Source organism: Methanosarcina mazei S-6 (genome assembly GCF_000970205.1).
GTDB classification, from domain to species: domain Archaea; phylum Halobacteriota; class Methanosarcinia; order Methanosarcinales; family Methanosarcinaceae; genus Methanosarcina; species Methanosarcina mazei.
Window position 1 is genome coordinate 4,025,671 of sequence record NZ_CP009512.1, and the last position, 26,368, is coordinate 4,052,038.

General features: G+C 41.9%; 24 protein-coding genes and 1 pseudogene. 15 read left to right on the forward strand and 10 right to left on the reverse strand.

Annotation, left to right across the window (positions count from 1 at the left end; all coding sequences use genetic code 11):
- Window positions 1-119 precede the first annotated feature (119 nt).
- The 4 genes from MSMAS_RS17325 to artA form a co-directional block, all read right to left on the reverse strand.
- A complete protein-coding gene (locus MSMAS_RS17325) occupies window positions 120-476 on the reverse strand; it encodes a dihydroneopterin aldolase family protein (protein ID WP_011033350.1) in 357 nt (118 codons plus the stop codon).
- Window positions 477-537: 61 nt separating this feature from the next.
- On the reverse strand, window positions 538-1,281 hold the full coding sequence (locus tag MSMAS_RS17330; RefSeq protein ID WP_011033349.1) for an archaetidylserine synthase: 744 nt from the start codon (window positions 1,279-1,281) through the stop codon (window positions 538-540).
- A 2-nt stretch (window positions 1,282-1,283) separates the two neighbouring features.
- Window positions 1,284-1,910, reverse strand: a complete 627-nt coding sequence (locus MSMAS_RS17335) for a phosphatidylserine decarboxylase (protein ID WP_011033348.1) — start codon at window positions 1,908-1,910, stop codon at window positions 1,284-1,286.
- Window positions 1,911-1,915: 5 nt separating this feature from the next.
- Entirely contained in the window at window positions 1,916-2,785 is an 870-nt protein-coding gene (gene artA, locus MSMAS_RS17340) for an archaeosortase A (RefSeq protein WP_011033347.1), read from the reverse strand.
- Between the two features lie 833 nt (window positions 2,786-3,618).
- On the opposite strand from artA, the gene MSMAS_RS17345 reads away from it, so the two are divergent.
- The 4 genes from MSMAS_RS17345 to priL all read left to right on the forward strand — a co-directional run bounded on the left by MSMAS_RS17345 (window position 3,619) and on the right by priL (window position 6,509).
- Entirely contained in the window at window positions 3,619-4,029 is a 411-nt protein-coding gene (locus tag MSMAS_RS17345; RefSeq protein ID WP_011033345.1) for an NUDIX domain-containing protein, read from the forward strand.
- Complete coding sequence (locus MSMAS_RS17350) at window positions 4,013-4,327, forward strand: transcription factor S (protein ID WP_048037443.1); 315 nt, start codon at window positions 4,013-4,015, stop codon at window positions 4,325-4,327. The genes MSMAS_RS17345 and MSMAS_RS17350 overlap by 17 nt, the downstream gene beginning before the upstream one ends.
- A gap of 324 nt (window positions 4,328-4,651) precedes the next feature.
- Window positions 4,652-5,389, forward strand: coding sequence for a DNA polymerase sliding clamp (locus MSMAS_RS17355; protein ID WP_011033343.1), 738 nt, complete (start codon window positions 4,652-4,654; stop codon window positions 5,387-5,389).
- 7 nt (window positions 5,390-5,396) lie between these two features.
- Entirely contained in the window at window positions 5,397-6,509 is a 1,113-nt protein-coding gene (gene priL, locus MSMAS_RS17360) for a DNA primase regulatory subunit PriL (protein ID WP_011033342.1), read from the forward strand.
- Window positions 6,510-6,598: 89 nt separating this feature from the next.
- On the opposite strand, the gene MSMAS_RS17365 is transcribed toward priL, so the two are convergent.
- Together MSMAS_RS17365 and MSMAS_RS17370 are read right to left on the reverse strand one after the other, a co-directional pair.
- Window positions 6,599-7,063, reverse strand: a complete 465-nt coding sequence (locus tag MSMAS_RS17365) for a glyoxalase/bleomycin resistance/dioxygenase family protein (RefSeq protein ID WP_011033341.1) — start codon at window positions 7,061-7,063, stop codon at window positions 6,599-6,601.
- 386 nt (window positions 7,064-7,449) lie between these two features.
- The gene (locus MSMAS_RS17370) at window positions 7,450-8,769 is read right to left on the reverse strand and encodes a cobyrinate a,c-diamide synthase (RefSeq protein ID WP_048037445.1); all 1,320 of its coding nucleotides are present in this window, start codon (window positions 8,767-8,769) and stop codon (window positions 7,450-7,452) included.
- 374 nt (window positions 8,770-9,143) lie between these two features.
- Between MSMAS_RS17370 and moaA the strand changes: the two genes are divergently transcribed.
- Window positions 9,144-10,163, forward strand: a complete 1,020-nt coding sequence (gene moaA / locus MSMAS_RS17375) for a GTP 3',8-cyclase MoaA (protein ID WP_048046860.1) — start codon at window positions 9,144-9,146, stop codon at window positions 10,161-10,163.
- Here the strand turns inward: moaA and MSMAS_RS17380 are convergent.
- Window positions 10,149-11,582: pseudogene (locus tag MSMAS_RS17380) on the reverse strand (IS66-like element ISMma13 family transposase). The gene moaA and the pseudogene MSMAS_RS17380 overlap by 15 nt on opposite strands.
- A 177-nt stretch (window positions 11,583-11,759) precedes the next feature.
- Between MSMAS_RS17380 and MSMAS_RS19325 the strand changes: the two are divergent.
- Complete coding sequence (locus tag MSMAS_RS19325) at window positions 11,760-11,921, forward strand: hypothetical protein (RefSeq protein ID WP_011033338.1); 162 nt, start codon at window positions 11,760-11,762, stop codon at window positions 11,919-11,921.
- Between the two features lie 205 nt (window positions 11,922-12,126).
- Here the strand turns inward: MSMAS_RS19325 and surE are convergent, their stop codons facing one another.
- Entirely contained in the window at window positions 12,127-12,930 is an 804-nt protein-coding gene (gene surE / locus MSMAS_RS17390; protein ID WP_011033337.1) for a 5'/3'-nucleotidase SurE, read from the reverse strand.
- Between the two features lie 341 nt (window positions 12,931-13,271).
- Between surE and MSMAS_RS17395 the strand changes: the two genes are divergently transcribed.
- Entirely contained in the window at window positions 13,272-13,862 is a 591-nt protein-coding gene (locus MSMAS_RS17395) for an acetate uptake transporter (protein WP_011033336.1), read from the forward strand.
- 496 nt (window positions 13,863-14,358) lie between these two features.
- Here the strand turns inward: MSMAS_RS17395 and MSMAS_RS17400 are convergent, their stop codons facing one another.
- The gene (locus tag MSMAS_RS17400; RefSeq protein WP_015411791.1) at window positions 14,359-14,541 is read right to left on the reverse strand and encodes a hypothetical protein; all 183 of its coding nucleotides are present in this window, start codon (window positions 14,539-14,541) and stop codon (window positions 14,359-14,361) included.
- Window positions 14,542-14,807: 266 nt separating this feature from the next.
- Between MSMAS_RS17400 and MSMAS_RS19840 the strand changes: the two genes are divergently transcribed.
- From MSMAS_RS19840 to MSMAS_RS17415, 4 genes are all read left to right on the forward strand, one after another.
- Window positions 14,808-14,933 carry a hypothetical protein gene (locus tag MSMAS_RS19840; protein WP_264357981.1) on the forward strand — a complete coding sequence of 42 codons (126 nt, stop codon included), beginning with the start codon at window positions 14,808-14,810 and terminating at the stop codon, window positions 14,931-14,933.
- Window positions 14,934-15,200: 267 nt separating this feature from the next.
- The gene (locus MSMAS_RS17405) at window positions 15,201-16,025 is read left to right on the forward strand and encodes a CPBP family intramembrane glutamic endopeptidase (RefSeq protein ID WP_011033335.1); all 825 of its coding nucleotides are present in this window, start codon (window positions 15,201-15,203) and stop codon (window positions 16,023-16,025) included.
- 384 nt (window positions 16,026-16,409) lie between these two features.
- Window positions 16,410-18,278 (forward strand): glycine--tRNA ligase, encoded by a 1,869-nt coding sequence (glyS, locus tag MSMAS_RS17410; RefSeq protein ID WP_015411788.1) that lies wholly within the window; start codon window positions 16,410-16,412, stop codon window positions 18,276-18,278.
- Window positions 18,279-18,446: 168 nt separating this feature from the next.
- A complete protein-coding gene (locus tag MSMAS_RS17415; RefSeq protein ID WP_048046862.1) occupies window positions 18,447-21,041 on the forward strand; it encodes a DEAD/DEAH box helicase in 2,595 nt (864 codons plus the stop codon).
- A 92-nt stretch (window positions 21,042-21,133) separates the two neighbouring features.
- On the opposite strand, the gene MSMAS_RS17420 is transcribed toward MSMAS_RS17415, so the two are convergent.
- Entirely contained in the window at window positions 21,134-21,748 is a 615-nt protein-coding gene (locus MSMAS_RS17420) for an Sjogren's syndrome/scleroderma autoantigen 1 family protein (RefSeq protein WP_048046864.1), read from the reverse strand.
- Window positions 21,749-21,993: 245 nt separating this feature from the next.
- Between MSMAS_RS17420 and MSMAS_RS17425 the strand changes: the two genes are divergently transcribed.
- The 4 genes from MSMAS_RS17425 (at window position 21,994) to MSMAS_RS17440 (ending at window position 26,344) form a co-directional block, all read left to right on the forward strand.
- Complete coding sequence (locus MSMAS_RS17425) at window positions 21,994-22,266, forward strand: UPF0147 family protein (protein ID WP_048037451.1); 273 nt, start codon at window positions 21,994-21,996, stop codon at window positions 22,264-22,266.
- A gap of 685 nt (window positions 22,267-22,951) precedes the next feature.
- Window positions 22,952-23,584, forward strand: coding sequence for a translin family protein (locus MSMAS_RS17430; protein ID WP_048037453.1), 633 nt, complete (start codon window positions 22,952-22,954; stop codon window positions 23,582-23,584).
- A gap of 363 nt (window positions 23,585-23,947) precedes the next feature.
- Window positions 23,948-25,567 (forward strand): O-phosphoserine--tRNA ligase, encoded by a 1,620-nt coding sequence (sepS, locus tag MSMAS_RS17435; protein ID WP_048046866.1) that lies wholly within the window; start codon window positions 23,948-23,950, stop codon window positions 25,565-25,567.
- Window positions 25,568-25,612: 45 nt separating this feature from the next.
- Window positions 25,613-26,344: a DUF169 domain-containing protein gene (locus tag MSMAS_RS17440; RefSeq protein WP_048046868.1), complete on the forward strand. Its 732-nt coding sequence runs from the start codon at window positions 25,613-25,615 to the stop codon at window positions 26,342-26,344.
- Window positions 26,345-26,368 lie beyond the last annotated feature (24 nt).

Consider the following 26,368-nt stretch of genomic DNA (forward strand, 5'->3'; position numbering starts at 1 on the left):
TCTTAAAACCCTGCCCCTTTACTTGAATTTAATTTTTAATTCTCAAATTCTAAGTTTTAGATGTCTTTAATTCTCAAATTCTAAGTTTTAGATATTTTTAATTTATTCAACCTTTGGGTTTATTCTATCTCCACAATCTTCATCAACGGATAATTCAGTTCAGGGTCGTATTCCATTGCAACCTTCACCCGTGAAGATCCGTACTTTACAGTGATTTTAACCTCAAGCATGGGACCCTGAAGCTCTGTGTATCCGAACTCGCTGTTTAATTTACTTTTTAAAAGGTCACGGTCGATTTTCACAGAAATATTTTCCACAAAGGGCTGGACTGAAATGCTTTCCTGAATAGCTTGCTCAAGGCTGGAAGCTGTTTTCAGGTTTACAGGAGAGCCCGTAAACTGGTGATAAAGTGCTCCCAGCTTTATTCCTGCTTCGAAAAGTGCGTTATCTCTATCTGTGATTTTGTTTTCAGACAAATAATCCTCTCCCTGCCTTTCTGGATATCAGTATGCTGAACTGGATAATTTTTTAAGTGATTTACTGTTTTTCTTTTCTTCCTTCAGCCTTTGCCCCTTTCCTGTTGCCGTAATCTTTACTGGTAGCAATGCTGATCACAGGGATTTTCAAGAAGGGGGAAAACAGGTAACTCAGCATAAGGATAAAAGGCAGGAAAGAAAAGACCCTCATATACTGCACATCAATAAAATAAAGCAGCATGGTTATCCCGAATACGGCAGCTACGAAAGCCAGGATCTTAATGTTCCTGATCTTCGGGTAATTTACTGTGCTCACCATAAGGATAGAGAGGGCAAGAGTCAGAGCAAGCAGAACATCTACAATTACAAAGCTTTCACCGAGCAAAAGGTATGTAACAAGCATTATGCAGCCTGCGGTAATAGGTAACCCTTCAAAACCTGCCTTCGGGACGGATATTGAGGAATTGAAACGGGCGAGCCTGAGCACGCCGCAGACAGCATACAAGCCTGCAAATATCCCGACGATAGGCTCCTCTACCCCGAATTCAAGGAATATGAGAAGAGCGGGAGCAACTCCAAAGGAAACTGCATCTGCCAGAGAGTCAAGCTGCTCCCCAAGCTCTCCCCCTTTGAATCTGCGGGCAATATATCCGTCTGCCCCGTCCGCAACCGCCGCAAGCAAAAGCAGGATCAGAGCAAATCCAAAAGAATCACTCTGAGCGGCTACTGCAATGGAGCCAATCCCGCAGATCAGGTTCAAAAGAGATACCAGGTCCGGGAGTCTTAACATCTGGAATACGTTCATATTCAAAAGTCCCTGTCATTTTTTATTGTTGCTATAATTGTTTTGCCTGCAAGCACACGCTCCCCTTTTTCAACTGTAATGTCAAAATCGTGAGGAATTGTTACATCAACTCTTGATCCAAAACGGATCATACCAATACGCTGTCCCTGTTCTACAGTATCATTTACATTCGAATATGTGACAATCCTGCGGGCAATAATGCCTGCAATCTGTGTTACTCTTACATCCCCATATTTGCTATGGATGATAAATTCGTTTCTTTCATTCCTTTCAGAATCCTTGCAAAAAGCAGGAAGATAACCACCTTTTTTGTAGATAATTTCACTGATCTTCCCGGATATTGGAGCCCTGTTAACATGCACGTTTTGAAGGAACATAAAAATACAAATTTTTCTGTCCCTGATATCGATAACTGTACCGTCGGCAGGGGAGATCATGTAAGTGTCAGATGTTTCTACCTTTCTCTCGGGATCCCTGAAAAAGATAACCATTACGAAAGTTAACGCCATTCCCACGTTAGCAATGTAATTAAGGAATGGTAAGCCGTCTGTTGCCCTGGAAAGAATTGCAAATAGGGCGGTTACAGATGCAGCTGTGAAAAGCCAGGGTTCAGAGCCTTTTGCAATCATTGATCTCAATCCCTAGCAAATCTATGCAGAAGATATTTCAATTCTTCGGAGAGTATGACCCAGAGGCCGTCAATCATTGCAAGTAACTCAGGCAAAATCTTGAGTACAGCATATGAAATTAAGAAGAGAGCTATTCCTGACCCTGCTTTCGCGATATAGTTATGGGCAATGATGAAACTGTCAGTACCGAACCACTGTTCTCCATAAGCTACAACCACAAAGATGTCCCTGATAAGGTTAAGCACATAAATAACAGGCACGGATACGACAAAAGCCGGAACCAGGCGGGTAAGGGGTGCTCTGACTGAACCTATCAGCCCCATAAAAAGAGCAATGCTTTCAATTGCAGTACATGCAAGGATAATCTCTACCGTGTACCCGTTAAGGGTTATCATATTCCAGGCTTTCATATATGCCGGAAACCCAAAGTACTGGAGAACCCAGGTAACCTGCGAGGTAACGTTTCCTATGATCCAGGTGTTCAGGAAGGAAAAGTTTGCAAATGGGAAGTAAACAAGAGCTCCAAGAGCACTTGCACTGGTAAGCATTGAAGTTATGTCCAGGGGATCTCCTTCAGTCTGAGACGAGACTGGTAAGTGCATTACTTCTCTATTGTTTTTTAGAACAAGAGGACCTTTTCTGTACTCCCGAAGCATTATGTAGGCTACAAGTAAGCAGAAAAGGGCGAACAGAAATGTAAGGGCTACATTGGCATAATCCTGAACCTCGATGTAATGGAGAGGCTGGTAACCCCAATGGATGGAAAATACACCCCATCCTGTTCCCCCTATAAGTTTACGAACTCTTGAAGTTCTGGGAATAGCGGATGACGCAATCATTAACCCGACTGCGACCCAGAGTACATTTTCTATCATTTTTCACGCACCTTTTGCCCGGGATAAAGATTTTCAGCAATTTTCATTTTTATCATGGTACTGAAAAAATTTCGAGCAAGTTCTGAAATATCGGGAAAGTAGAACATGAAATTTCCTAAAATAATTAATAGGTTTCCGTAGAGGTTCCACAATGGACTTAAAGTTTTCATATTCATAAATATTAAGGGGCTCAAAGGTTATGGATTTTACTTTATGATATAGCGAGTTTGAAGTGTCATAATACATCAGGGCAGTTTCAGGATACTGGCAGATGCATACCTGAAATACAGCGCCACAAAGGGCGTTTCCGGTGATAATATGAATAACATCGAACCAGGCAATTGCAGGATATCATGGATTACAACATTGACCTTAATCTGAATATATAAATACCTGCTATGGTCCTTAAGTCAGGGTTTGTTAATGTTAAGAGCCCTGTAAATAAATAACAAATTTCTATTATAGAAAAATAACGGATTATAAGACATTTATATTTTAGAAGAAAAATTAGAAGTATTCGACGGTTCCAAAATAAATAGATAAAGAATCTTTTGGTTATCCATAAAAGAGAAACCTTTAATAAACACTACTGCGTAAGGGGCTTTTTTGCTTGAGAAAGACTCGACTCATATCACAGTGAACCTGAAGCAACTTAAAACAGAATTAAAAAGAATAAAAAAGTTGATAAGAATAATTGAAATATGATGACGAGTTTTTACAATATGCACAATACTAATATATTATTCTGCCTGGCAAAATGTCAGAAAAAGCTAATCAGGAAGGAGATTTGTAGAGAAAAAAGATCTCACGGAAAGTGAGCTACGAAGGCGTTTATGAAACATACTACCCCCAGCCTGACCGTTGATACTGTAATTCTCTTTAAAAACAAGCTTGTTCTGGTGAAGAGAAAAAACCCTCCATATCAGGGAAAATTTGCCCTTCCTGGCGGCTTCGTCGAAATTGGGGAAAGTACAGAAACAGCAGCTGCCAGGGAAGTTTTTGAAGAAACAGGCCTTTCTGTGGAGATTCTCAAACTTATCGGTGTCTATTCCGACCCTGAACGTGACCCAAGAAGACACACGGTATCAGTGTGTTACCTTGCGAAAGGATACGGAGACTTAAAATCAGGCTCTGATGCTGCTGCTGTAGAACTTTTTGAGCTTGATTCTATTCCTGAGCTGGCTTTTGACCATAATAAAATGATAAATGAAGCAAAAAGTGATATTAATGCAGTTCTGTACTAAATGCAAAAGTATGATGTTTCCGAAAGATGGTAACTACCACTGCAGAAAATGTGGAAGCACAATACCGATTGAAAGCGACGCAAAGAATTTCGTCTCCAAAGCCAAAATTGATGATCACGAAGTAGTTGTACTCGAAGGAGAACAGACCTCAGGCCTGCCGACAACAAATGCAAAATGTCCGGAGTGCGGGAACAACACTGCAGCCTGGTGGCTAAGACAGCTCAGGTCTGCTGACGAATCCGAAACCCGTTTCTTCAAATGTACAAAATGCGGGTATACATGGAGAGAATACGACTGAATTTCATAAACACTTCTTACGGGCCTTTCTTAAAAACGTACTTCTGAAAAAATATAATACCGAAATATAGACTTCTGGATGACCATTTCGAGGTCAGAACTTCTTTTATGTTTCAGGCTGAGCCTGAAGCTTCCTTATTTTCTGACCAAGATTTATATAGTTGTCCGGCTTTGAACCTAATAATTTGCCCGGTTTCATGTATCAGTTATTCCAGTAAGGGAAGATTACCTTCAAGGGATAGAAAAATCCCAAATTGTAAGGAAATTTATATATCCAGTGATAGATAAGGAGTTTAAGGCTTAATTTATTTGATGGAGAAGAATCATGTTCAAGGCAGCAATTAATGCAGAGCTTCTGAAAGACGCAATTGCCTCACTGGCTGTAATTGTAGACGAGGTCAGATTCAAAATTAAACCCGAAGGTATTTCGGTAAAGGCGGTTGATCCCGCCAACGTTGCAATGGGGATTTTTGAGCTTGGGTCATCAGCTTTTGAGGAATATAGTGCTGATGAGTGTGAAATAGGGATCGATCTGAATAAGATTACCGACCTCCTGGGAATTGCGGACAGGAACGATACAGTACGTATGGAGCTTGATGAAGGTAGCAATAAGCTCCTGATTGATGTTGGAGGATTATCATATACTCTTTCTCTTCTGGACCCTTCAACAATCCGTGCAGAGCCCAGAGTTCCTCAGCTCGAACTTCCTGCCAAAGTTGTCCTGAACGGTGCAGACCTCAGGCGTGCCGTAAAAGCCGCAGAAAAAATAAGCGACCACATGCTTATGGGAGTCTCTGGCGATACTTTTTATATGGAAGCAAAGGGCGATACAGATCAGGTCCGCCTGGAAATGGGTAGAGACCAGTTAATCGACCTTAAAGCAGGTGAAGCCTGTTCCCTCTTCTCCCTGGACTACCTTACAGATATAGTAAAACCCACAAACAAGGTAAATGAGGTCACTCTCTCCCTTGGAAGGGATTTCCCCATCCTGATTGATTTCGAGATTGCAAACGGTGCGGGCAGAATCTCTTACCTGCTGGCTCCGAGAATCGAATCGGACTAAGGATGACATGCAGGCAGAAAAACTTGCATATTACCCATTCACTTCAGAAGCGTCTGCCTACGTTGGAAACCTGGGAATTTCCTTAGAAAGCCTGCTCAATTCGCGGGCTTACAGGGCTGCAAGAGCCCGTGGAATAGAAAGGGTAAAAGAAGCTCTTGAAGGAGAAATTAAAAAATCTCCTGTTTCGGGGGAAGCCCAGGTACTTTCAGAACTCCTTTCCTATCCATTTGCCAGGATGCTGGTCGCCTGCGTGGATGATCAACTCTTTACCCGACGTTATGCTCTGGCAGAAGCAAAGGCTGCTTATACTTTTTTGAGAAACGAAAATCCGGATTTTCTGCTGGAATTCGGAGATGATTTTGGAATTTCAGCAGATTCTCAGGATTCTTATTTCAGCATGCATTTTACGGACTATATCCGCTTTTCAAATTCCCTTAAAGACCCTTCATGGAAACTGACAAACCGCCAGTTGAGAGCAGGCAAAATAAAAATAACAAAAGAAGAGTTTTCAAGGCTTCTTGAAGAAGCGGTCAGGGAAAGGATTGAACAATCCTTCCCTGTCCCGGAAATCCCGCCCGAGGTATCCAGTTTCTGTTCACCTTACGCTGCCGAGATAAAGGACAAGTTCGAAGTCCAGAAAAAGAAATTCGGATCTACGGATTTCGGAGCTGTCAAACCGGAACTATTCCCCCCCTGCATTGCCTATGCGCTTGCTAACGTTCAGGGAGGAGTGAATCTTGCTCACTCGATGCGTTTTGCAATGACATCCTTCCTTCTCAATGTGGGAATGTCAGTAGATGAAATCCTGAACCTTTTCAATATCTCACCGGATTTTAATGCAGAAAAAACCCTCTACCAGATAGAGCATATCGCAGGTGCTACAGGAAATACTTACAAACCACCTGCCTGCGACACCATGAGGACGTATGGGAACTGCGTAGGAAAAGACAGGCTCTGCGAGAAAATAAGCCATCCTCTTGGATATTACGAGAAAAAAGTATTCATAAAAAATAAAGAAGGAGAAGAGGCACAGGGAAAAGAACAGGGAAAGGAGAAGGATGATGGGAAGGAAAAGGAAAACGGGAAGGAAAGTGAAGTGAAAAAGAAGAAAGAGAAGTGAAAAAGAAGAAAGAGAAGTGAAAAAAGAAGTAACAGCAAATGAATAATGTAAAACTAAATTGAAAGTCGGGACTGCCAGCCATCAATTGTTCATAAAAACTGCCTGACAAACTCCTCTGGCATTAAAGTACGTTTTGAGGTTTCTTCAACCGATAACCCTTCACTCAAAAGTCTTTTTACCACACTTTCCATTGGTTCGCCAACTTCAATAATGTGCATATCAGGATCGTAAAATCTGATTACACGCTGTCCCCAGGGCTGTTCTTTTAATTCATGTACATATTCAATGGAATTCATTTCTTTCAGCTTTTTAAGAAAACTATCTAAATCCTCTTCTTCAAAATACAATTCGGAATTATTTGATTTTTGAATAATATCATTTCTGTTTATGCCTGTTAATTCTGAAAAGTGTGGTTTTAGATGAATTGCAAAACCACTCTCAAACGATACATTTTCGCCAAAATCGTACTGTACTTTCTGGTTGAGAACTTTTTCGTAAAAGTTTCTGGAAATTTCCATATTGTTGACAACAAAAAGTGGGCATATAAATTTCATATTATTACCTCTTTTTTATAAATGAATATAATCGGATGTAATCTATCTTTTTCCAGGGATATTCAGATTAAATAGTAGTAAATAAATTCAATAGTAATCCAAATACCCTCTCCGATATATTCATTATATTCAAAAAATAATATCTGTATTTATTACAACTGTATTTATTACAACTGTATTTATTACAACTGTATTTATTACTTTCAGCCTTGCTAACTGAAAGTGTTTTCTATAGAAATTGCTTTAAAGTTTAAGTAAGAAAGCTCTAAAAAACAAAATAAAAGGTATTTAAAGAAAAAGATTTGAAGAGGAAATTTAAAAAAGGTTTTTTTACTTTTTTCCTTCATTTTACCTTTTTTCCTTCATTTTACCTTTTTTCTTTCACTTTACCTTTTTCTGTATTCCCTGCATTTTTGCACGAATTTATCTACAGGGAAGCTGGCAGGATGAGAATGCATATACCCCGCAAGGGTATTGTGCTCTATAAGACCGTCAAAGCCGTCCTGTATACCTTTCCCGCGGATCATTTCATATGCGAATTTTGCATCCCTGTCGCACTCCGTAATGGAGTAATGGAACTCATGGCCCCTGATATTGCGCGAAGAGAAATTTTTGTCAAGAGGTCGGGCTTCGGTATATCCGAGAGCTTTCAGCCGGTTTGTCATGCGAGTATTTGCGGGCACGACATCAGCCAGTTTATAAAAGCGGTCATCGACCTCGTAGGTCCCGCAGAGATAGAGCAAGCCACCGCATTCTGCATAGATAGGCAAACCATCAGCTGCAAGCCCTTTTAATTTCTGTGTAGTCTCCGAATTCTCGAGAGTTTCTGCGTAAAGCTCTGGATAGCCTCCCCCGAGATAAATTCCATCAACATCCGGGACTTCCCCTGTCATAGGGCTAAAAAATACAACTTCTCCGCCGTTATCTCTAAATGCGTCAAACATATCACGGTAGTAGAAACAGAAAGCAGGGTCCCAGGCAACTCCGATCTTTAGATCCGTATCCAGACTCTGGACTACTTCGGCTTCAGAAACAGAACAGGGTTCAGCAAGTTCAAGAACTGCATCCAGGTCAACGTTTTCTTCAATAAATGCTGCCATTTCTGCGGTATTGTAGTCCTTTTCGTGTGCCATATAAAGCCCAAGGTGCCTTGAAGGGACTTCAATATCCTTTCTTCTGGGAATTGTTCCGATAATCGGAATGTTGCCAGGAAGCGAATTTTTTACAAGTTCGGCATGGCGGGGGCTTCCTACCTGGTTCAGGATGACACCTGCAACCCGGACTTCTGGATCGAACTCGGAATAACCTTTCAGAAGGGCTGCGGCACTTCTGGACATACCATGGACATTGATTACCAGTATGACAGGTATGTCCAGAGTCTTTGCTACGTGAGCTGAGCTCGCAACTTCCGTAGAATCAATTCCGTCAAAAAGACCCATAACCCCTTCAACGACAGCAATATCAGCGTCTGCAGATGTGCGGGCAACTGTCTGCCTGACACCTTCCGTGCCCATCAGGTAAGTATCCAGGTTTCGGGAGGGGCGCCCGCAAATGGCAGTGTGATGGGAAGGGTCAATGTAATCAGGGCCTACTTTATAGGGCTGGACTTTTAACTGCCTGTGCTTGAGGGCAGCCATAATACCCATTGAGACTGTTGTTTTTCCAACACCGCTATGGGTTCCTGCAATAAGTATTCCTTTTGTCATTTGGTTACTATTGTACAGATTAATATATATCAATTCGGCTGTTAAGGAGAACAGCAACCGTTTACCGAAAAGACAAATATTAAGGAGTAAACCTGGAAAAGCAAACTTAAAAAACAGAGAGAATAGAACCAGAATTCACAATTTTTAGTTTCAATGTTTTATTTCAATGTTTTTTGATTCAACATTTTTTCTGCGAATTTCGAAATAACATGCGTTATTGATTTATATTAGCTGTAATCAGGTATTATAGTAAGTGGAACATATCGCTACCAGATATTCTTTTAGTTACAGAGCTTTTAATTACTCCGGTTAAACGGACCATAACTCTACCAGAAAATATTATTATCTCTATAATATAAATACGTCAGGGAAATATGAAGGACAACAATTCAGGGAAAAATTCCCTGTTTCGGGAAGAAAACGAAGAAGAAGTCCTGGTTGACCCTTACGGGCGCAAAGTAACCGGGCTCAGGATATCGATTACTGACAGGTGTAACCTTTCCTGTATGTACTGCCATAACGAAGGAGCAGAATGCTGTACCTGCGGTCCTGTAGGGAATGAAATGAGTCCGGAACTGATTTGCAGCATAATCAGAGAAGCAGCAAAATTTGGAGTCCGTAAAGTAAAATTTTCAGGAGGAGAACCTCTTTTCAGAAAGGATTTTGAAGATATCCTTGCCTGCCTGCCTCCTCTGAAAGAGGTTTCGGCAACCACTAACGGCATCCTGCTTGAAAAACGTGCAAAAACCCTGAAAGCTGCCGGACTCGACAGGATAAACGTAAGCCTGGACTCTCTTGACCCCGAAAAATACAGGAAGATTACCGGAGCCCCTCCGGGAACCCTTGAGAAGGTCATCAGAGGTATCAACAGCGCAGTTGAAGCAGGGTTAACTCCGGTAAAACTGAATATGGTACTCCTGAAGGGCATAAACGAGAACGAAATCGATGAAATGATGGATTTCATCCGCCCTTATAAAGGAAAAGTCATCCTGCAGCTTATTGAGCTCATGAATATAGACCCTGAGCTTTCAAAGTACACTATCGACTCAAAAACCCTTGAAAAAAGCCTCGAAGAAAGAGCAAGCGAAGTCAGGGTCCGGCACCTGCACCACAGAAAAAAATACATGATCGATGGAGTTGAGGTGGAATTCGTGCGCCCGATGGATAATTCTGAGTTCTGCGCCCACTGCAGCAGGCTTAGAGTCACAGCCGATGGGAAACTCAGGCCCTGCCTGCTTGTGCACGATAATCTTGTTGATATAGGAGGAGCAAATAGTCCTGAAGAGATAGAAAAACTGCTCAGGCTTGCAGTAAGCCGGAGAAAGCCTTATTATACTCCAATCATGAAAATTGAGAAATTAAAGAAAAAGAGTAACTATTCAGGTTATAGTTAACGGCGCTCCCTTGAGCGCCGCTATAATACCCTCCAAAACAAGTAATCCGTTCTTTCTAATTGTAGAGATGTAAGCTCTCATTCTGCAGAAAGCTTGCGCTCCTTGTGTTGTTCTGAAAGTTCCTGATATCTTTTGCTGTAGTTTCATCATCCTGATATCTCTTTCTGCCTGATTATTCTCAAACGGAACTTTCAAATCTTTCAGGAATCTCAGGATCTTTTCTTTGTGTTCTATAAACCTATCCAACAGATTCCTTGCTTTTGTCTTTGGATTCTTTCCACGTTTTCCTTGTTTTTCAGGATTTAGAGATTGTGGATTTTCCTCAATCCCTTTCATGATTATAGCATCAAACCTTTCTTCCAATGCTTTAATTTGCTCAAAGTCCAGTTCTTTGACTTGCTCCTTACATTCATCAGTATACTTTTTCATCTCAGTGAGTAATTTATTCATTTCTTTAGCCCACTGCTGTTTATAGTTCTCTTCAATTCCAGTAAGTTCTCTCTGTAAATGAGCATTACAGAGAGCATGATCACAGTCATAAACGTTGTAAGGTTTCCATCCGTCGTGAACTGCTACTCCCTTAAACTCCGGAAGAATTCCCATAGCGTCTATTGCTTCTGCTCCTCTTTTTGAGTGAGGTAAATAACAGGTGTATTTGTCATTAGAAGCTACATGAAGCCAGTGTCTTTTTCCTTCGATTTTCATACCAGTTTCATCAAAATGGACAACATAAGAAGTCATTAATTTCTCTCGAATAATGTTTTCAAAACACTCTAAATTCTGGAAACATTCTTTTTCTGCTCTAATTATCGTAGCAGGACAGATTTTTATTCCCATAATATCCTCAAAAAACTCAGAAATTCTTTCATAGGGGATAAAATGGTGATTTTTACAGTAAATAGCTGAAGCTAAAATATTTGGACCATACTGAACTGGATATTTTACTGATTCAGGAAAAACAGCTTTATTTATTCTTCCACAGTGAGGACAGGTCTTAATCTGGCTTTTGTGTTCTGTAACAATCAGGTTTACAGGAGGAATATCAAAGACCTGTCTTTTCTCATAGGCTTCAACTTCAACATTCTCAAGAGTATGGCCACATTCTTTGCAGCAACTCAAAGAATGTTCTATTACCTACTCAGGATCATCAACCATTTCAAGAGTTGTTCCAGGATGACCATCTTGACCTCCAGGTTTCTTTCCGCTCTTTTTACGGAGACTCTTGGGATTAGGTTTCTCCTTGACAAAAAAATCAGTAGAAGGAGGGCGACTGCTGTTACGACTGTTTTGGTTTAAACGAGATTCTAAGGCTATCAACCTTTCAGTAAGTTCTTTAATTTGAGTTTCAAGACTCACAATGTAAGCAATGACTTCAGGGTTTGAAGCACACAAAGCAAGAATCTCTTCACGTGTAAGCATGATAACGAAACAAAATAGGATTCAATTTATATCCAATTTTTCCTCGAAAAGAGGAAAAATTGTAGCCTTTAAAAGGCTGCCTGAATAGTTACGAAAAAGAAAGAATAAATAAAAGGATCAAAGAAAAAAAGAATTAAAGAAAGAAGAAAAGAGAAAAAATATTCAAGGAGAGATAAAATGAAAATCGAACTTCTGGTAGACGGCAGAAAAATTCCGATGAATGAATTTGTCCAGACAATAGTGGGCAACGTTATAAAAGCAATGGTAGAGACTCTTCACACAATCGACGGCAATTGGAAGGAAATTTCAATACACATAGAGCAGGATGAAGCAAAATAAGAAAAAAGAAAAGTTATTTAAAAGTATTTTTGAAGTAAAAAGAAAAACATTACTTGTTCAGTACAATTCTGTTCTCTTTTTTATCTGACATGTATATTTTGCCTGAATTATCGAGCTCCACATATATGTTTTATCTGAATTATGGGGCAGTTCCACAGGTATATTCTACCATATCCTGTCTGAATTATGGAGCAGTTAACTGCTGTCAGAGATATCTTTCGATTTCAGAAAAATCAATCCTTGCCGTCGAGTCCAGGGAGATGGGGGTTATTGAGACATGCCCTTTCTGCATGATGGCGTGCACATCAGTCCCTTCCTCTTCTTCCCGTATAAGGTCTCCTGCAATCCAGTAATAGGGCCTTCCCCTTGGGTCACGCCTCTCTTCGACATCGGTTTTAAAGATCTTCCTCGCAAGGCGGGTAATCTCTATAGGAGTATCTTCTTCCGCATGGAAGGGAATATTGATATTCAGCAGATCAACATTTTCCGGCATTCCCCTCTTCAGCACATTGCGGGCAATCCTGTTAACGACCTTTATCCCGGCTTCGAAGCGTTCCCTCTGATAGTCCCTGGGATCATCGAATTTCTGCCCTTCATCAAGAACCTGCATTGAGGCAGCAATTGCAGGAACGCCATAGCTTGCAGCTTCAAGGGCTCCTCCAATTGTTCCCGAAGTGGTGATAGTATCCGTGCTTATATTTTCTCCAATATTGAAACCCGATAATACCAGGTCAGGCATTGCCTTCAGGATAGTAAAAACGCCGAGAATAACAGAGTCCGTAGGAGTGCCTCCCACAGCATAGGCAGGTATGCCTCCGACGTCTGTTTTTGTGATCCTGAGAGGCTCAAAGATAGAAATAGAGCGTCCTACTCCGCTCTGCTGGACGGCAGGAGCCGAAATTGTAACTTCCCCGAGGTCAGAAACGCTGTCAAAAGCGGCTTTCAGGCCTGTCGAATAAACACCATCATCATTTGTAACAAGAATTTTTGGGACCATCAGCTTTCCCATAAGTTGCAGGATAATTTAAAATTTATGGAAACGCTGTGATGATTTTATTTCTATGGTACAGACAGATGATTTCCAGATTAGATTTACATTCAGGGAGAATTATAGAAATAAAAATAATATATTATGGCCAATATATATTATAGAAAAATGTCTGTCGAGGGTGAGAATAAATCCTGAAATCTCGAAACAGGAGGCTATGTGGAAACTGACCAGTTAGATTTCATTTTCCAAATTATAGACTAAGAGCAAGCCCGTTTCCATCAAAGGCAAAGAAATAGAGAGAAAGAGGAAAGGATTTCAATAAACTGTTAAAATCAGAAGAAATTTAGGGAGTGGTATTGATGGCAGAAGCACAGGAAGTAGTAACACATGTAAATATAAAAGACAAGACTGCAAACCCCACACCATTAGGATTTACTGGTCTGGGTCTTGCTGCAGTTCTCTTAAGCCTGAGTTATATAGGGCTTTACCCTGTGGATTCGATGATCGTATCCATGGCAATATTCCTGGGAGGCTTTGCGCAGGTCTTCGCAGGTATTATGGCATGGAAAAAAGGGAGTGTTTTTGGTGGCACGGCATTCTGTGCATTCGGGCTTTTCTGGTTTTCCTTTGCAGGACTTCTACTTATGCCTGCACTTGGCTGGATTGAGGGCCCTGAACCACTGGCACTTGCAGCGTATCTCTTCCTCTGGGGAGTATATACATTCGTTATGCTGATAGCAACTTTGAAGCTGGGTAGTAAAGCTATAATATTTATATTTGTGACCCTTTTCCTGCTGTTCATGCTGCTGGCTATCATAAACGGTACAGGAAACACAGGCCTGCTTGTCATAGCCGGTTATGTAGGGCTTATTATGGGTCTTGCAGCCCTGTACACTGGCCTTGGGGAAGTGCTTAATGACGCATATGGCAGAACAATTGTCCCAATTTGAAGATAGAAAAAATGAAAGCGTCAAAGAAATTATCAAATAAAAAGCAGTACCAAATAACACATAAAGCGAAAACAAAAAATTTAACGGCAAAAATGCCGAAGCAAAGATAAAATACAGGGCTGTTTGTTTTAAATATATTGAGCCCTGGTTTTTTTGATTTGAAAATGTCTTCTATTCCGATGTTATTACCGGTTGTTTCGACACCGGTTCTCATTTTTAACATGAGATTTTTTAAGCAGGTGGGGCATTAAAGAGGGTGGCTTGGCCGCCCTGCAATATCCGATCAGCAGGCGCCCTGCTTTAGCTGCCCGCTGACCAGTGTTCTTTTTTATCGGGATTCCCCTGGTTTATCCCTGAACTTTTCTGTTTTAACAGGAGGCATTTTTGGTTCAAATACGGAAAGAGACGGAACTTCAAAGTCACATTAGCCGTATTTTAAAGTTAAACTTTAAAGAAGTTAAGTATTAAAGTGTACTTTTGATTTTAAAAAACATTTTTAGAACACGTTTTTAACTGTATATTCATACAGGTGATAAACACTTAAAGAGAACATTATCACCTTCATCGTCAGAAACTCCAGACTATGAAGCCATTCCCCTATCTCCATAATCGTTTCCGGTTGTACACTTCTCTGTTCTATTACGGTTTTTACGATTTCCTGTAAATTTTTTCCTAACATTTTATCTTAACCCCACTGATAATGTATTCTATTAGACGTTACCTCAAAGCATTTCCTGTTTGAAAATGCCCTGTACGAGATATTCTTTTATCCAACATTGTCTCAAAAGAAGTCTTCTGTTTGAAGACTTCCTGCATAGCATACACTATCCGACGTAGTCTTGAAGAGGCATCTCCATGTCGAAAATGCCATACTTTACCCCACCGACTCTAGCTTTAGAAGCTCGTCATATTAAAACTTGTTGAGCTTGTATAAGAGAATTTTATATGAAGACCTTAATAATTTACAGGCTCTTCACTGAACTTTTTAATCATGAAATTGGAAAAAGAGGATGGGTATTGATAGCAAAAGAAGCAAAGAAAACAGAAAAGACCTTAGAAGTCCTGGATTGAAAAAAAAACAATTAACAAACGTTTATTCCGACCCGAATTTATTATGTGAAATGAGACCTGAGCGCAAATCTCTCAGGCATACATAACTTTCTTCATAATAATATCCTTCAGATTTGTCTCGAAAAGTAAACAGGGGATAAAACCCAAAGAAATTAAAAGAATGATCGAAACGCAAATATCTAAAAATGAATACCCTGAAAGATGATATCAACTGGCGCAGAGATAAGTTTTAAAAAAGTATATATCACAATTTAAATTATTATTTTCATGAAAAACGAAGACCCTGATCGTTCATTTTCACTGAAAGTTTATTTGCTAATCATCATTGTGCTTTCATGGCCTTTTCAGATCGCCTACCCATTTTTAGGGGAAGCTTTTAAGCCGCTTCTTTTATTATCAATGATTATGGTCGCTGTCGGCACTTATATTGCCGGCAAGTTTGTGTTCAGGGACGGGTTTGAAAACGCTGGCTGGCAATGGGGCAAACCCAGGCATTATGCATACGCTTTTGGACTTGCATTGTTTTTGTGGGCTTTCCCGAGAGTTGTTGAACAGCTATTGGGAATTTATGAAGCCCCTCAGGATATAAGCGCCAGGACAATTCTAATTGAGTTTTTACTTAGCTTCACAATCACACTCATTCCAGCTTTTAGTGAAGAGTTAGGTTGGCGTGGATATTTGCTGCCCCGCTTATTCGCCCGATATACGGCCCGCAAAGCACTGCTTCTGCACGGCTTTGTCACCTGGGTCTGGCACCTGCCAGTTGTGGTTGTGATGGGAACGCAGATAGCCGGCAATCCTCTTGTTTCAGTGCCGCTTGTTATGCTTGTCAGTTTAGTACCGACGATTATGCACGCAGTTGTATTTGCTTACATCTGGTCAAGCACGCAAAGTTTAGCCGTATCGACCGTTTACCATGCCGCGTTTGATGAGGTTCGTGATTCCATTGAAGGGACGATTGGTTTAGGTCCGCTTTCACAAAACTGGCAAATGCTCATTCTTACTATTTTAGGAATTGCACTATTATGGAAAGCAAAATGGAAAAAAAGAGCTAACGAAAGCCTTTTTTGCGGATTCCATCCTAATCTTTAGTTTTTCCGTATGACACATCTCTAAGAGCCTTATCTCTAAAACCTGTCAAACCTCTGGAAAGATCTACAATATCAACAGTGTAGGGTATATTAAGATCATCTATTTTTTCTTTTAATAAAGTCCATTATTGACTTTGAGTCAGGCTTTAAGGAGTTTTAAGAAGATTTCTACGCTGTGATTAAGTCTGAAGAATGTCACTATGGAAAACTTGATCGATGAAGCTAAACCTTTACCATCAAATATCGTTTTCTATCTCCTCAACCCCTCGTCTCAGAGCAGTGCAAATTTAATATAATGATTCCCTTTATCCATCTATTATTTCTAACAAATCAAAAATTCACGATTACCCTGTATCCCCCAATCAATATTAAGAGGACTTATAAAATGGACAAATACGAAAAAGTATTCGAGCTGGCAAAACGCCGCGGCTTTTTATGGAATTCATTTGAGCTGTATGGCGGAAGCCGCGGGTTTTATGATTACGGGCCTTTAGGGAGCACGCTGAAAAGGCGCATAGAGCAGATCTGGAGAGAGTTTTACGTAATTCAGGAAGGGCATATGGAAATCGAGTGCCCGACCATAGGTATCGAGGATGTTTTTGTCGCATCAGGGCACGTTGGAGGCTTTTCTGACCCCCTGTGCGAATGCAAGAAATGTGGAGAGGCTTTCCGGGCAGACCACCTGGTGGAAAACGTCATGGATGCGGCAGGGACCCTGAGCGCAGAACAGCTCACAGAAGTCATAAAGGAAAAGGGGATCACCTGTCCCGAGTGTGGCGGAGAGCTCAACGACGCTTATGAATTTAACCTGATGTTCAAGACCACAATCGGGCCCGGAACCGGAAGGCAGGGTTACCTCAGGCCGGAAACAGCGCAGGGGATGTTTGTTGACTTCCAGAGGCTTTCCCGATTCTATAGAGACAAGCTGCCTTTTGGGGCTGTGCAGATAGGCAAATCTTACAGGAACGAAATTGCACCAAGGCAGGGTGTTATAAGGCTCAGGGAATTCACTCAGGCTGAATGTGAACTCTTTGTTGACCCGAGGAACAAGAAGCACTCCAATTTCGAGCGCTTCGCGGAAAAAGAACTTGTTCTTTACTCACAGGCAGCCCAGCAAACAGGTGAACCGATCAGGATGACAGTTCGCGAAGCTGTAGAAACCGGCGTTATCGCCCACGAAGTCCTAGGTTACAACATCGCTCTTACAAACGAGTTTCTGACAAAAGTAGGGATCGAACCTGCAAAGCTCAGGTTCAGGCAGCACCTGAAAGACGAGATGGCACACTACGCAATCGACTGCTGGGATGCCGAAATCGAAACAGACCGCTTCGGCTGGGTTGAAATTGTGGGCATTGCAGACAGGACTGATTATGACCTTAAAGCCCACGCAAGGGTCAGCAAGACAGATCTTTACGTTTACGTAGAGTATGACGAGCCCAAAATGGTGACCCGTTTTGTTGTGAAACCGAATATGGGCAAACTCGGCCCCCTCTTCAAGGGCAAAGCAAAAGCCGTTGCAGACGCCTTAAAACAGCTTTCGGAAGAAGAGCTCTCAAAGGACCAGATCACAGTTACAGTAGACGGAGAAGAACTGTCTGTAAGTTCGGATGTAGTGGATTTTGCCGAAGAGACCGTAAAGGTCAGCGGAGAAAACGTCATTCCTCACGTCATTGAGCCTTCTTATGGTATAGACAGGATCTTCTACGGTACCATGGAACACGCCTTTGACGAAGAAAATGTTGCTAAGAAAGCAGCAGAATCCGGTCTCAAAGGTGCAGAAGAAGCAGAAGGTGCAGAGAAAACAGAAGGTGCAGAGAAAGCAGAAAAGGCAGAAAAAGGACCGGAAGCAACAAAGGATGAAACTGAGGGAGAAGGTGAAGAAGAAACCCGCCTTGTGATGCACTTCTCAAGTTCAGTAGCCCCTGTTCAGGTAGCGGTCCTCCCGCTTCTTACCAGGAAAGAGCTTGCAGACCCTGCAAAAGAGATCGTTGCAAAACTCAGGGAAAAGAACCTGCTCGTCAATTACGACGACTCCGGGACCATCGGGCGCCGCTACAGGAGAAATGATGAAATCGGGACTCCATACTCGGTTACTGTTGATTATGATACCCTTCAGGACGGGACCGTCACAATCAGGGACAGAGACTCCATGCGCCAGATAAGGGCTCCAATCAGTGGAATCGAAAACGTGCTCTACGAACTGATCTACAGGGGCAGAAATTTCGAATCTGCAGGTAAACCCTTTAATTTCTAAATTAGAATTAATTGAAGAATGAATTAAGGGAATAATTATAACCTGTAAATTCCTGAGCTGCGGGCTGAGAAGCCTACAGCAAAATATTTAATTTTTTATTACTTTTTTATAATTGAAATAAAGCCCTGAAATAAATAAACCTGAAAAAATAAGCGATCCTGAATCAAAATGAAAGAAAGTCTTTTTCCTGAGAAACCGGAATGCATGAAGCATCCATTGATAAAGCCCGACACAGTGGAGCAGAGGCTTTACCAGCTCAACCTTGCAGGAGAAGCCCTTAAGGGTTCAAGCCTTGTTGTACTTCCTACGGGACTTGGAAAAACCATAATAGCTCTTTTTGTAATTGCCTCCAGACTCCAGCGTTTCGGAGGAAAAGCCCTTATTCTCTCTCCTACGAAACCCCTTGTTGAGCAGCACGCAGCTTTTTTCAAAAAGGTGATGGCTCTTCCCGAAGAAGAGGTTCTGGCTTTTACTGGCAGCATTCCCCCCGCAGAGAGAGAAAGGCTATGGGAACAGGGAAAACTGATAGTATCAACCCCGCAGGTAATTGAAAACGACATCCTTACAAGGCGGATCAGCCTTGAGAACGTTAGCCATATCACTTTTGACGAAGCCCACAGGGCAGTCGGAAACTATGCCTATACCTTTATTGCGGAGAAGTATTTTGAGAGTGCGAAAAATCCGCATGTGCTCGGAATTACAGCAAGCCCGGGAAGTTCGGATGAGAAGATATCAGAGGTCTGTGAAGCCCTGCATGTCCAGAATGTAGCCGTGAAAACGGAAAAAGATAGGGATGTCCGCCCATATGTGCAGGAAAAAGAAATCGAATGGCTTCAGGTTAATCTTCCCGCAGAGATGGCAGAAATCCGGAGCTATCTTGAGAAAATTTTCGACGACAGGCTTGCAATTATCAGGAACCTGGGCTTTTCTGCAGGCAGCGGGAAATATGTCTCCAAAAAAGACCTGCTGCTCCTCCAGAAAAAGCTTCAGGGAGAAATCAGGGTAGGAGGAGACCCTGCAGTCTTTTCTGCCATGTCCGTGGTCGCAGAGATGATGAAGGTGAACCATGCAGTGGAAATGGTGGAAACCCAGGGGATAGAAGCCCTCAGAAAATATCTGGAAAAACTCGACGCTGAAGCTTCTTCGAGCAAAGCGAGCAAGGCTGCAAAAAGGTTAATGGACGATCTCTATATGCGGAAGACCCTTTACCGGGCAAAAGAATGCGAGGTTGAACATCCAAAACTGGAGCTTGCGCGGAGAATCGTATGCGAGCAACTAGAAGGTAACCCGGACTCGCGAGTAATTGTTTTTACAAACTACAGAGACAGCGCTGAAATGGTGGTTAACGCTCTTTCCAGAGTTTCCGGAGTTAATCCTGTCCGTTTTGTGGGGCAGGGCTCTCGCCATAAGGATAAAGGGCTCACGCAAAAACAGCAGGTTGAAATCCTTGAAAGGTTCAGGGCCGGGGAATATAATGCCCTGGTAGCCACGTCGGTTGCTGAAGAAGGTCTTGACATTCCCGCCACAGACCTTGTTCTGTTTTACGAGCCTGTCCCTTCTGAGATAAGGAGCATCCAGCGCAAAGGCAGGACAGGCAGGCAGCACAAAGGCAGAGTGACCGTTCTCGTGACAAAAGGCACAAGAGACGAGGCTTATTACTGGAGCAGCAAAAACAAGGAAAAAAGAATGCTGAACAGTATGCACGGACTTGAAGCTGTCCTGGGCCCGAAAAATGTCAAAAAAAGCTCTGAGCTTTCCGATTTTGACAGTGTGTCTTTTATTTCAGACTCAAAACCGGAATCAAAACAAAACATAAAACTGGACTCTTACCCAGAATTTCAAGGAATTGAAAGCGAAAGTATGGATAAAATCGAAAGTGGGAGCCTGGAAAATACTGAAGACTTCCCTATAACTGATTTTGGGGATCCCGGAAAAACTGAGGGAAAAAACGGAAAAGATAGCGAGATAATTTCACACACGAAGGACATAAAACTGCAAAAAAATTCAGATGAGATTGGAAAGAAAGAAGAAAACGAGAAAGATTATGCAAACATAAAAGAAAAGCAAAAAACCCTTGTTGATTTCGGAACCGCATCAGGAGAAAGCTCAGACAGCCTCCTTAAAATTATAATCGACCACAGAGAAACAAAAAGCGGGGTTGCGAAAACTCTGGACAGACTCGGCATGGAACTCAGATTTATGGCTCTTGAAATCGGAGACTATATCGTGAGCGACCGCCTTGCAGTGGAAAGGAAACGTACAGATGACTTTGCATGTTCCCTGATTGACGGAAAACGCAACCTTTTTGCCCAGCTCTCTGACCTGGCAAGAGTTTATGAAAAACCTGTTCTGATAATTGAAGGGGAAGACCTTTTCACTTCAAGGCAGATTAACCCGAATGCTATTTATGGTTCCCTTGCATCCATTGCAATAGATTTTGGGGTATCCATCCTCTATTCCCGCGACGAAGAGGAAACCGCATCTATTTTGAAAATACTTGCAAAGAGGGAGCAGACAGAAAATAAACGTGAAATCAACCCTCACGGGAAAAAGTCTGCCAGCACTCTTGCAGAACAGCAGGAATACCTCATCTCTTCAATCTCGAACATCGGGCCTAAAGCAGCCAGAAACCTTCTCTCGTATTTCGGCTCGGTAGAGGCTGTTATGAGGGCTGATATCGAGGAGCTGAAGAAAGTAAAGCAAATAGGCCCAAAAACGGCGGCCAGAATCCGGGAAGTTCTTGAAAGCCCATATAAAGGATAAGCTGCAGGTTTCTTTTCTCTTTTCCAGCAGCAATTTTATTTTCAGTGACAGGGCTTTTGCGGCCAAGTCTTTATAGGCATTTAACAGGTCTTTTATATCTTTCTTAGCCTCTCTACCAGCCCGATGCTTTTATCTATCAGTTCCAGATGTTCGGCAATGCTGCGCGGGTTCTTTTCATTTTGCAGGGAAGCTGCAATGTTTACCATCTTTTTAAAGAGAAGGTTTTCCAGTGCCTTACAGTCTCCATCAGTTGCAGAAATGCCGGACGATTCAGTACTTCTTGCCCGGACTTCAGGTTTAGCCTGAATTTCAGGGACTATACTTTCCGTTTCTTCGGTTTCATAAAGGGTCTCAGTGAATTCTTCTTCCTCAGACGGGAGAGTTTTCTCTTCTTCCTCTTCAATTTCCGATGCCCTTTGTCCGAACCGGGTTTTCTGTCTGCGTACCTGCACTTTCTTTCTGGGCTCAAAAGAGGGCCTTTCCCTTTCACTGGAAGGTCTGGCTTCTGGAGCCTGGACTTCTGCCGCAGGTTCGGGAGCCGCAGTTTCTCCCCCTTCTTCCCGAACATCACATATAGGGCAGATTACTGTTCCCTGATAACGAAACTTGGGGGCTCCGCATATTTTGCAATGTTCAGCGAGCATCGTGCCGCCAAGTTCCAGAAAACGGGCTATTCTTTTTACTTTCATGTCTTTATCAGAATCCATACGCCTTACCTTCCTTTTTACATAGTTTTCAGATCATTTTGTAAGGTTTTTCCTGTAACTCCCTCTATATGAAGTTACCTTTATAAAACATAAAGAAGAAAAGACCTGTACATAAAATCGTAAGGCTGAGACACTGAAGCTATCAGGCTCGTGGGTCACCGATAATATTTTATATAACAAGCCTGTCTTACACTAATTTATTAGCTCTAATTTTTATATCATAACTGACTGCGAAGGTGATTCAAATGTCATCAAATGATTCATCAGAAGTTATCAGACAATGTCTTCAAGTCCTAGAAAGTATAACCAGCGACTCTTCAGTTCCACGAAATATCAGGCGTTCTGTGAATGAAATTATGGATATCCTGAACAACGAATCCGAACCTCTCTTCCTTAGAGCAGCATCGAGCATTTCCATTCTAGAAGATATAAGCAATGACCCGAACCTTCCTCTGCACACGAGGACTTTGATCTGGAACCTTTCAAGCCAGCTCGAAACCATTCCGGTAGATGAGTAAAGCCAGAGAAAAACAGAAGAATTTTTCTATTCCGTAAAAAATTCTCCAGAGAGCATTTTAAAAGAAAATCCTCTCCGGAAAGAAAAAGCTCAGATTCGTTTCTTGAGACGATTCTGTAAAAAAATCCTGAACTTAACCTTATTCTAAAAAAAGAAATATAAAGGAAGTGACCTGGCAAGTTTGATAGTCACGTCCATCTGATTTTGGAATTAAACCAGAGGTAAAGGATACCGATAAGATAAAAGCCAGAAATAAACCTCTTTTCTATCTTTTTTCTATCTTTTTTCTCTTTTTTTATTTTTTTAGATATTCTTCCCTTTTCCTGTATTTTATCTTCTATCTTTAGTCTCTATTTTATTCTCTATTTTTATCCGTTTTACTGAATCGGACTTTAAATTCAAATTAAATTTTGCTGCCGACAGAATAATTAATATAGATAAGTTGATACATAAAAAAGAACATAAAAAGAGAATTAGAGAAATAAAAGATCTCAAAATGGGATTTTACAATATCAAAAAATTGAGAATATTGGCGAGGCGATAAAGAGAGGGAAATAAAAATAGCACATTGCAATGCTGAACCAGCGTAAAGACATGAATTAAGGTCAAAACACATTCTGAAATTTTTGAAATAAAACTATAAAAACCTGAAAAAAATAAAAAATTGAATCTGGGGGAAGAAATCAATGCTGGAAGAAATTTCTAGCCATATAAGGGAAAATCTTGAGGTTAAAGACAGGATCAGGGAAGATGGACTGAAAATTTCAAGGGAAATTGTAAGAGAGTGCAGGACAGCAAGTTTTGCCCTGCATGGGAAAGACTTTGAGAAAGCGGGTAAAAGTATAGAAGCAGCCGGAAACTCTTTAAAAAAGCTTGTAGCCCGGTTTGAAGGGCATGCTGACATTTACCACGCAGGATTTGTAGAACATGCACAGCAGGAGTATTCGGAAGTTGCAGTCCTCTACAGCCTGCTTAAAGACGAAGGAAAAACACAGGACTTTCCTTCTCCTGATGAACTGGGGGTTGAATATGCTGCATACCTTAATGGGCTTGGGGATGTGGTGGGAGAGCTCAGAAGGCATATTCTTGACCTTATAAGGGCGGAAGCCTTTGAAAAAGCCGAAGTGTTTTTAGGTATCATGGAAAATATCCATGCAACCCTTATGGAATTTGACTATCCCGATGCAATCACAGGGGGGCTCAGACGAAAGACTGATGTGTCCCGCTCCCTGATAGAAAAAACACGCGGCGATGTCGTAAACTCAATTCAACAGAAAAAACTTGAAGTTGCTATGAAAAGCCTAGAGACCAGGCTGTAAAAAGATGAAAAAGAAGAGATAACCTGGATGCAAAACCTGAGTTAAAATAATCAAATAAAAATAAGGTTTAAAAATAATTCTCTCCTTCAGTGCCTTACAGAACTGCAGGCTATAAGTAGAATCAGGCTGAGAGGAAGAGCAGGATAATCTTCACAATAACTCCAGAGCCATTTGTTATTTCTGGAGTTACATATAATTTTATTGTTTAGTGAAGTTACATTACAATTCGACACCCCGTTACCTGAAACCCCTTATCCGGCTTACCGTACCGGCATTCAAACAGCTCAACATATACATATAAATGATAAAACCCTAAGGGTCTGATAGATCCGAATTCCAGTAATCAGTTACAAGAGGATATATATGAAATTTGATCCAGAAAAAATAAAAAAAGATGCAAAGGAAAATTTTGACCATGCCTGGAACGAAGGCAAAAAAATGGTCAAAATGCCTACACTTAACGAGCGCTACCCGAGGACAACCCTGAGATACGGGAAGGCTCACCCTGTTTACGATACAATCCAGAAACTGAGAGAAGCCTATATGCGTATGGGTTTTGAAGAGATGATGAACCCTCTTATAGTTGATGAAAAAGAGGTCCACAAGCAGTTCGGAAGCGAGGCACTCGCAGTACTTGACCGCTGTTTTTATCTTGCAGGTCTGCCCCGCCCCAATGTGGGGATTTCTGACGAACGCATCGCACAGATAACCGAAATCCTGGGTGATATAGGAGAAGAAGGCATAGACAAAATCAGGAAAGAACTTCACGCTTATAAGAAAGGAAAGATTGAAGGAGACGACCTGGTTCCCGAAATCTCTGCAGCCCTCGAAGTTTCGGATGCCCTTGTAGCTGACATGATTGACAGGGTTTTCCCTGAGTTTAAAGAACTTATCCCCCAGGCAAGCACAAAAACCCTGCGCAGTCATATGACAAGCGGCTGGTTCATTTCCCTGGGAGCCCTGCTTGAGAGGGAAGAGCCTCCTTTCCACTTCTTCTCAATAGACCGCTGTTTCAGGCGCGAACAGCAGGAAGACGCTTCAAGGCTTATGACCTATTATTCCGCTTCCTGTGTGATAATGGATGAAGATGTGACTGTAGACCATGGTAAAGCAGTGTCAGAAGGGCTTCTCTCACAGTTCGGTTTCGAAAAGTTCCTTTTCAGGCCGGACGAGAAGCGCAGCAAATATTATGTCCCTGACACCCAGACCGAGGTCTTCGCTTTCCATCCGAAACTGGTAGGTTCTAACTCAAAATACTCTGATGGCTGGATCGAAGTCGCAACTTTCGGCATATATTCTCCTACAGCCCTTGCTGAATACGATATTCCGTATCCCGTAATGAACCTCGGGCTCGGAGTGGAAAGGCTTGCCATGATCCTGCACGATGCGCCCGATGTCCGCTCTTTGACCTACCCTCAGATCCCGCTGTACAGTGAGTGGGAAATGCCTGACAGCGGACTTGCAAAGCAAGTTTTTGTAGATAGAATGCCTGAAACCCCTGAAGGGCAGGAAATTGCATCTGCAGTGGTTGCCCAGTGTGAACTGCACGGAGAAGAGCCAAGCCCCTGTGAGTTCCCTGCCTGGGAAGGCGAGGTTTGCGGAAGAAAGGTTAAGGTTTCCGTAATCGAGCCTGAAGAAAATACAAAGCTCTGCGGGCCTGCCGCGTTCAATGAAGTAGTTGCCTATCAGGGAGACATTCTGGGAATTCCAAACAACAAGAAATGGCAGAAAGCTTTTGAAAACCACTCTGCAAGGGCAGGCATACGCTTTATAGAGGCTTTTGCAGCCCAGGCTGCCAGAGAAATCGAAGAGGCTGCAATGTCCGGAGCAGATGAGCATATTGTCAGGATTCGGATTGTCAAGGTCCCCTCGGAAGTCAACCTGAAGATGGGAACTACTGCCCAGAGATATATCACAGGCAAAAATAAAAAGATAGATATCAGAGGCCCGGTCTTCACCTCGGTAAAAGCGGAATTCGAGTAAAATAAGCCGGCAAACAGAAATAATAATGCAGAACGGAAGGGCTGTATGCAAAATGAAGGTGTCCCGTCACCAGGATATTCAGAAATCAGGAGACTGATGGAAACTGGAGAGCCTGTGTGCATAACCTTTGAAACAGAGGAAGGGGATGTGAAAAAAAGGCTTCATGGAACAATGCCCTTCCAGAAATCAGTTCCTGAAGAAAAAACATCCGGAGAAGAAAGGAATGAACTCCCCGGGAAATCCGGCTTCCTTTTTTGTGAACTTGTGCAAAAAACCCGCATGGGAGAAAAGTTCAGAATTTCAGGACAGAGCTGTTCTCCCGGAGATTATGTCCTTGGGCTTTCCGAAAAGAGCCCTGCTGAATATTATCTCAGGTCCGGCAGGTACAGTAATAAACAGGATGCAGAAAAAGCAGCTCTATCCCTTCCGAGATTAAAGAGAAAATTTCATTCCATTGTGATAGAACCCTTATCAGTTAATAGAGGTATTTTTGATGTGCTTATTCTCTTTCTTAAACCTGAGAGAGCCATGAGAGTTGTCCAGGCAAATGCCTATTCCGGAGGGAAAAGGACAGTAATGGATACAATGGGTGCAGCCTCAATCTGTGGAGACTGTACCGTATTTGCTCTTGAACAGGGCATAAGTTTATCTTTCGGGTGTAAAGGGTCAAGAAAACACACTGGATATAAAGATTTTGAAGTTCCCCTGGGAATTGCTTTTGAAAAAATAAAGGAAATTGAAGAAGGGCTTTCAAAGATCCCCGAAACAACAGAGTAAAGATGCTGAACAGTAATGTAGTAG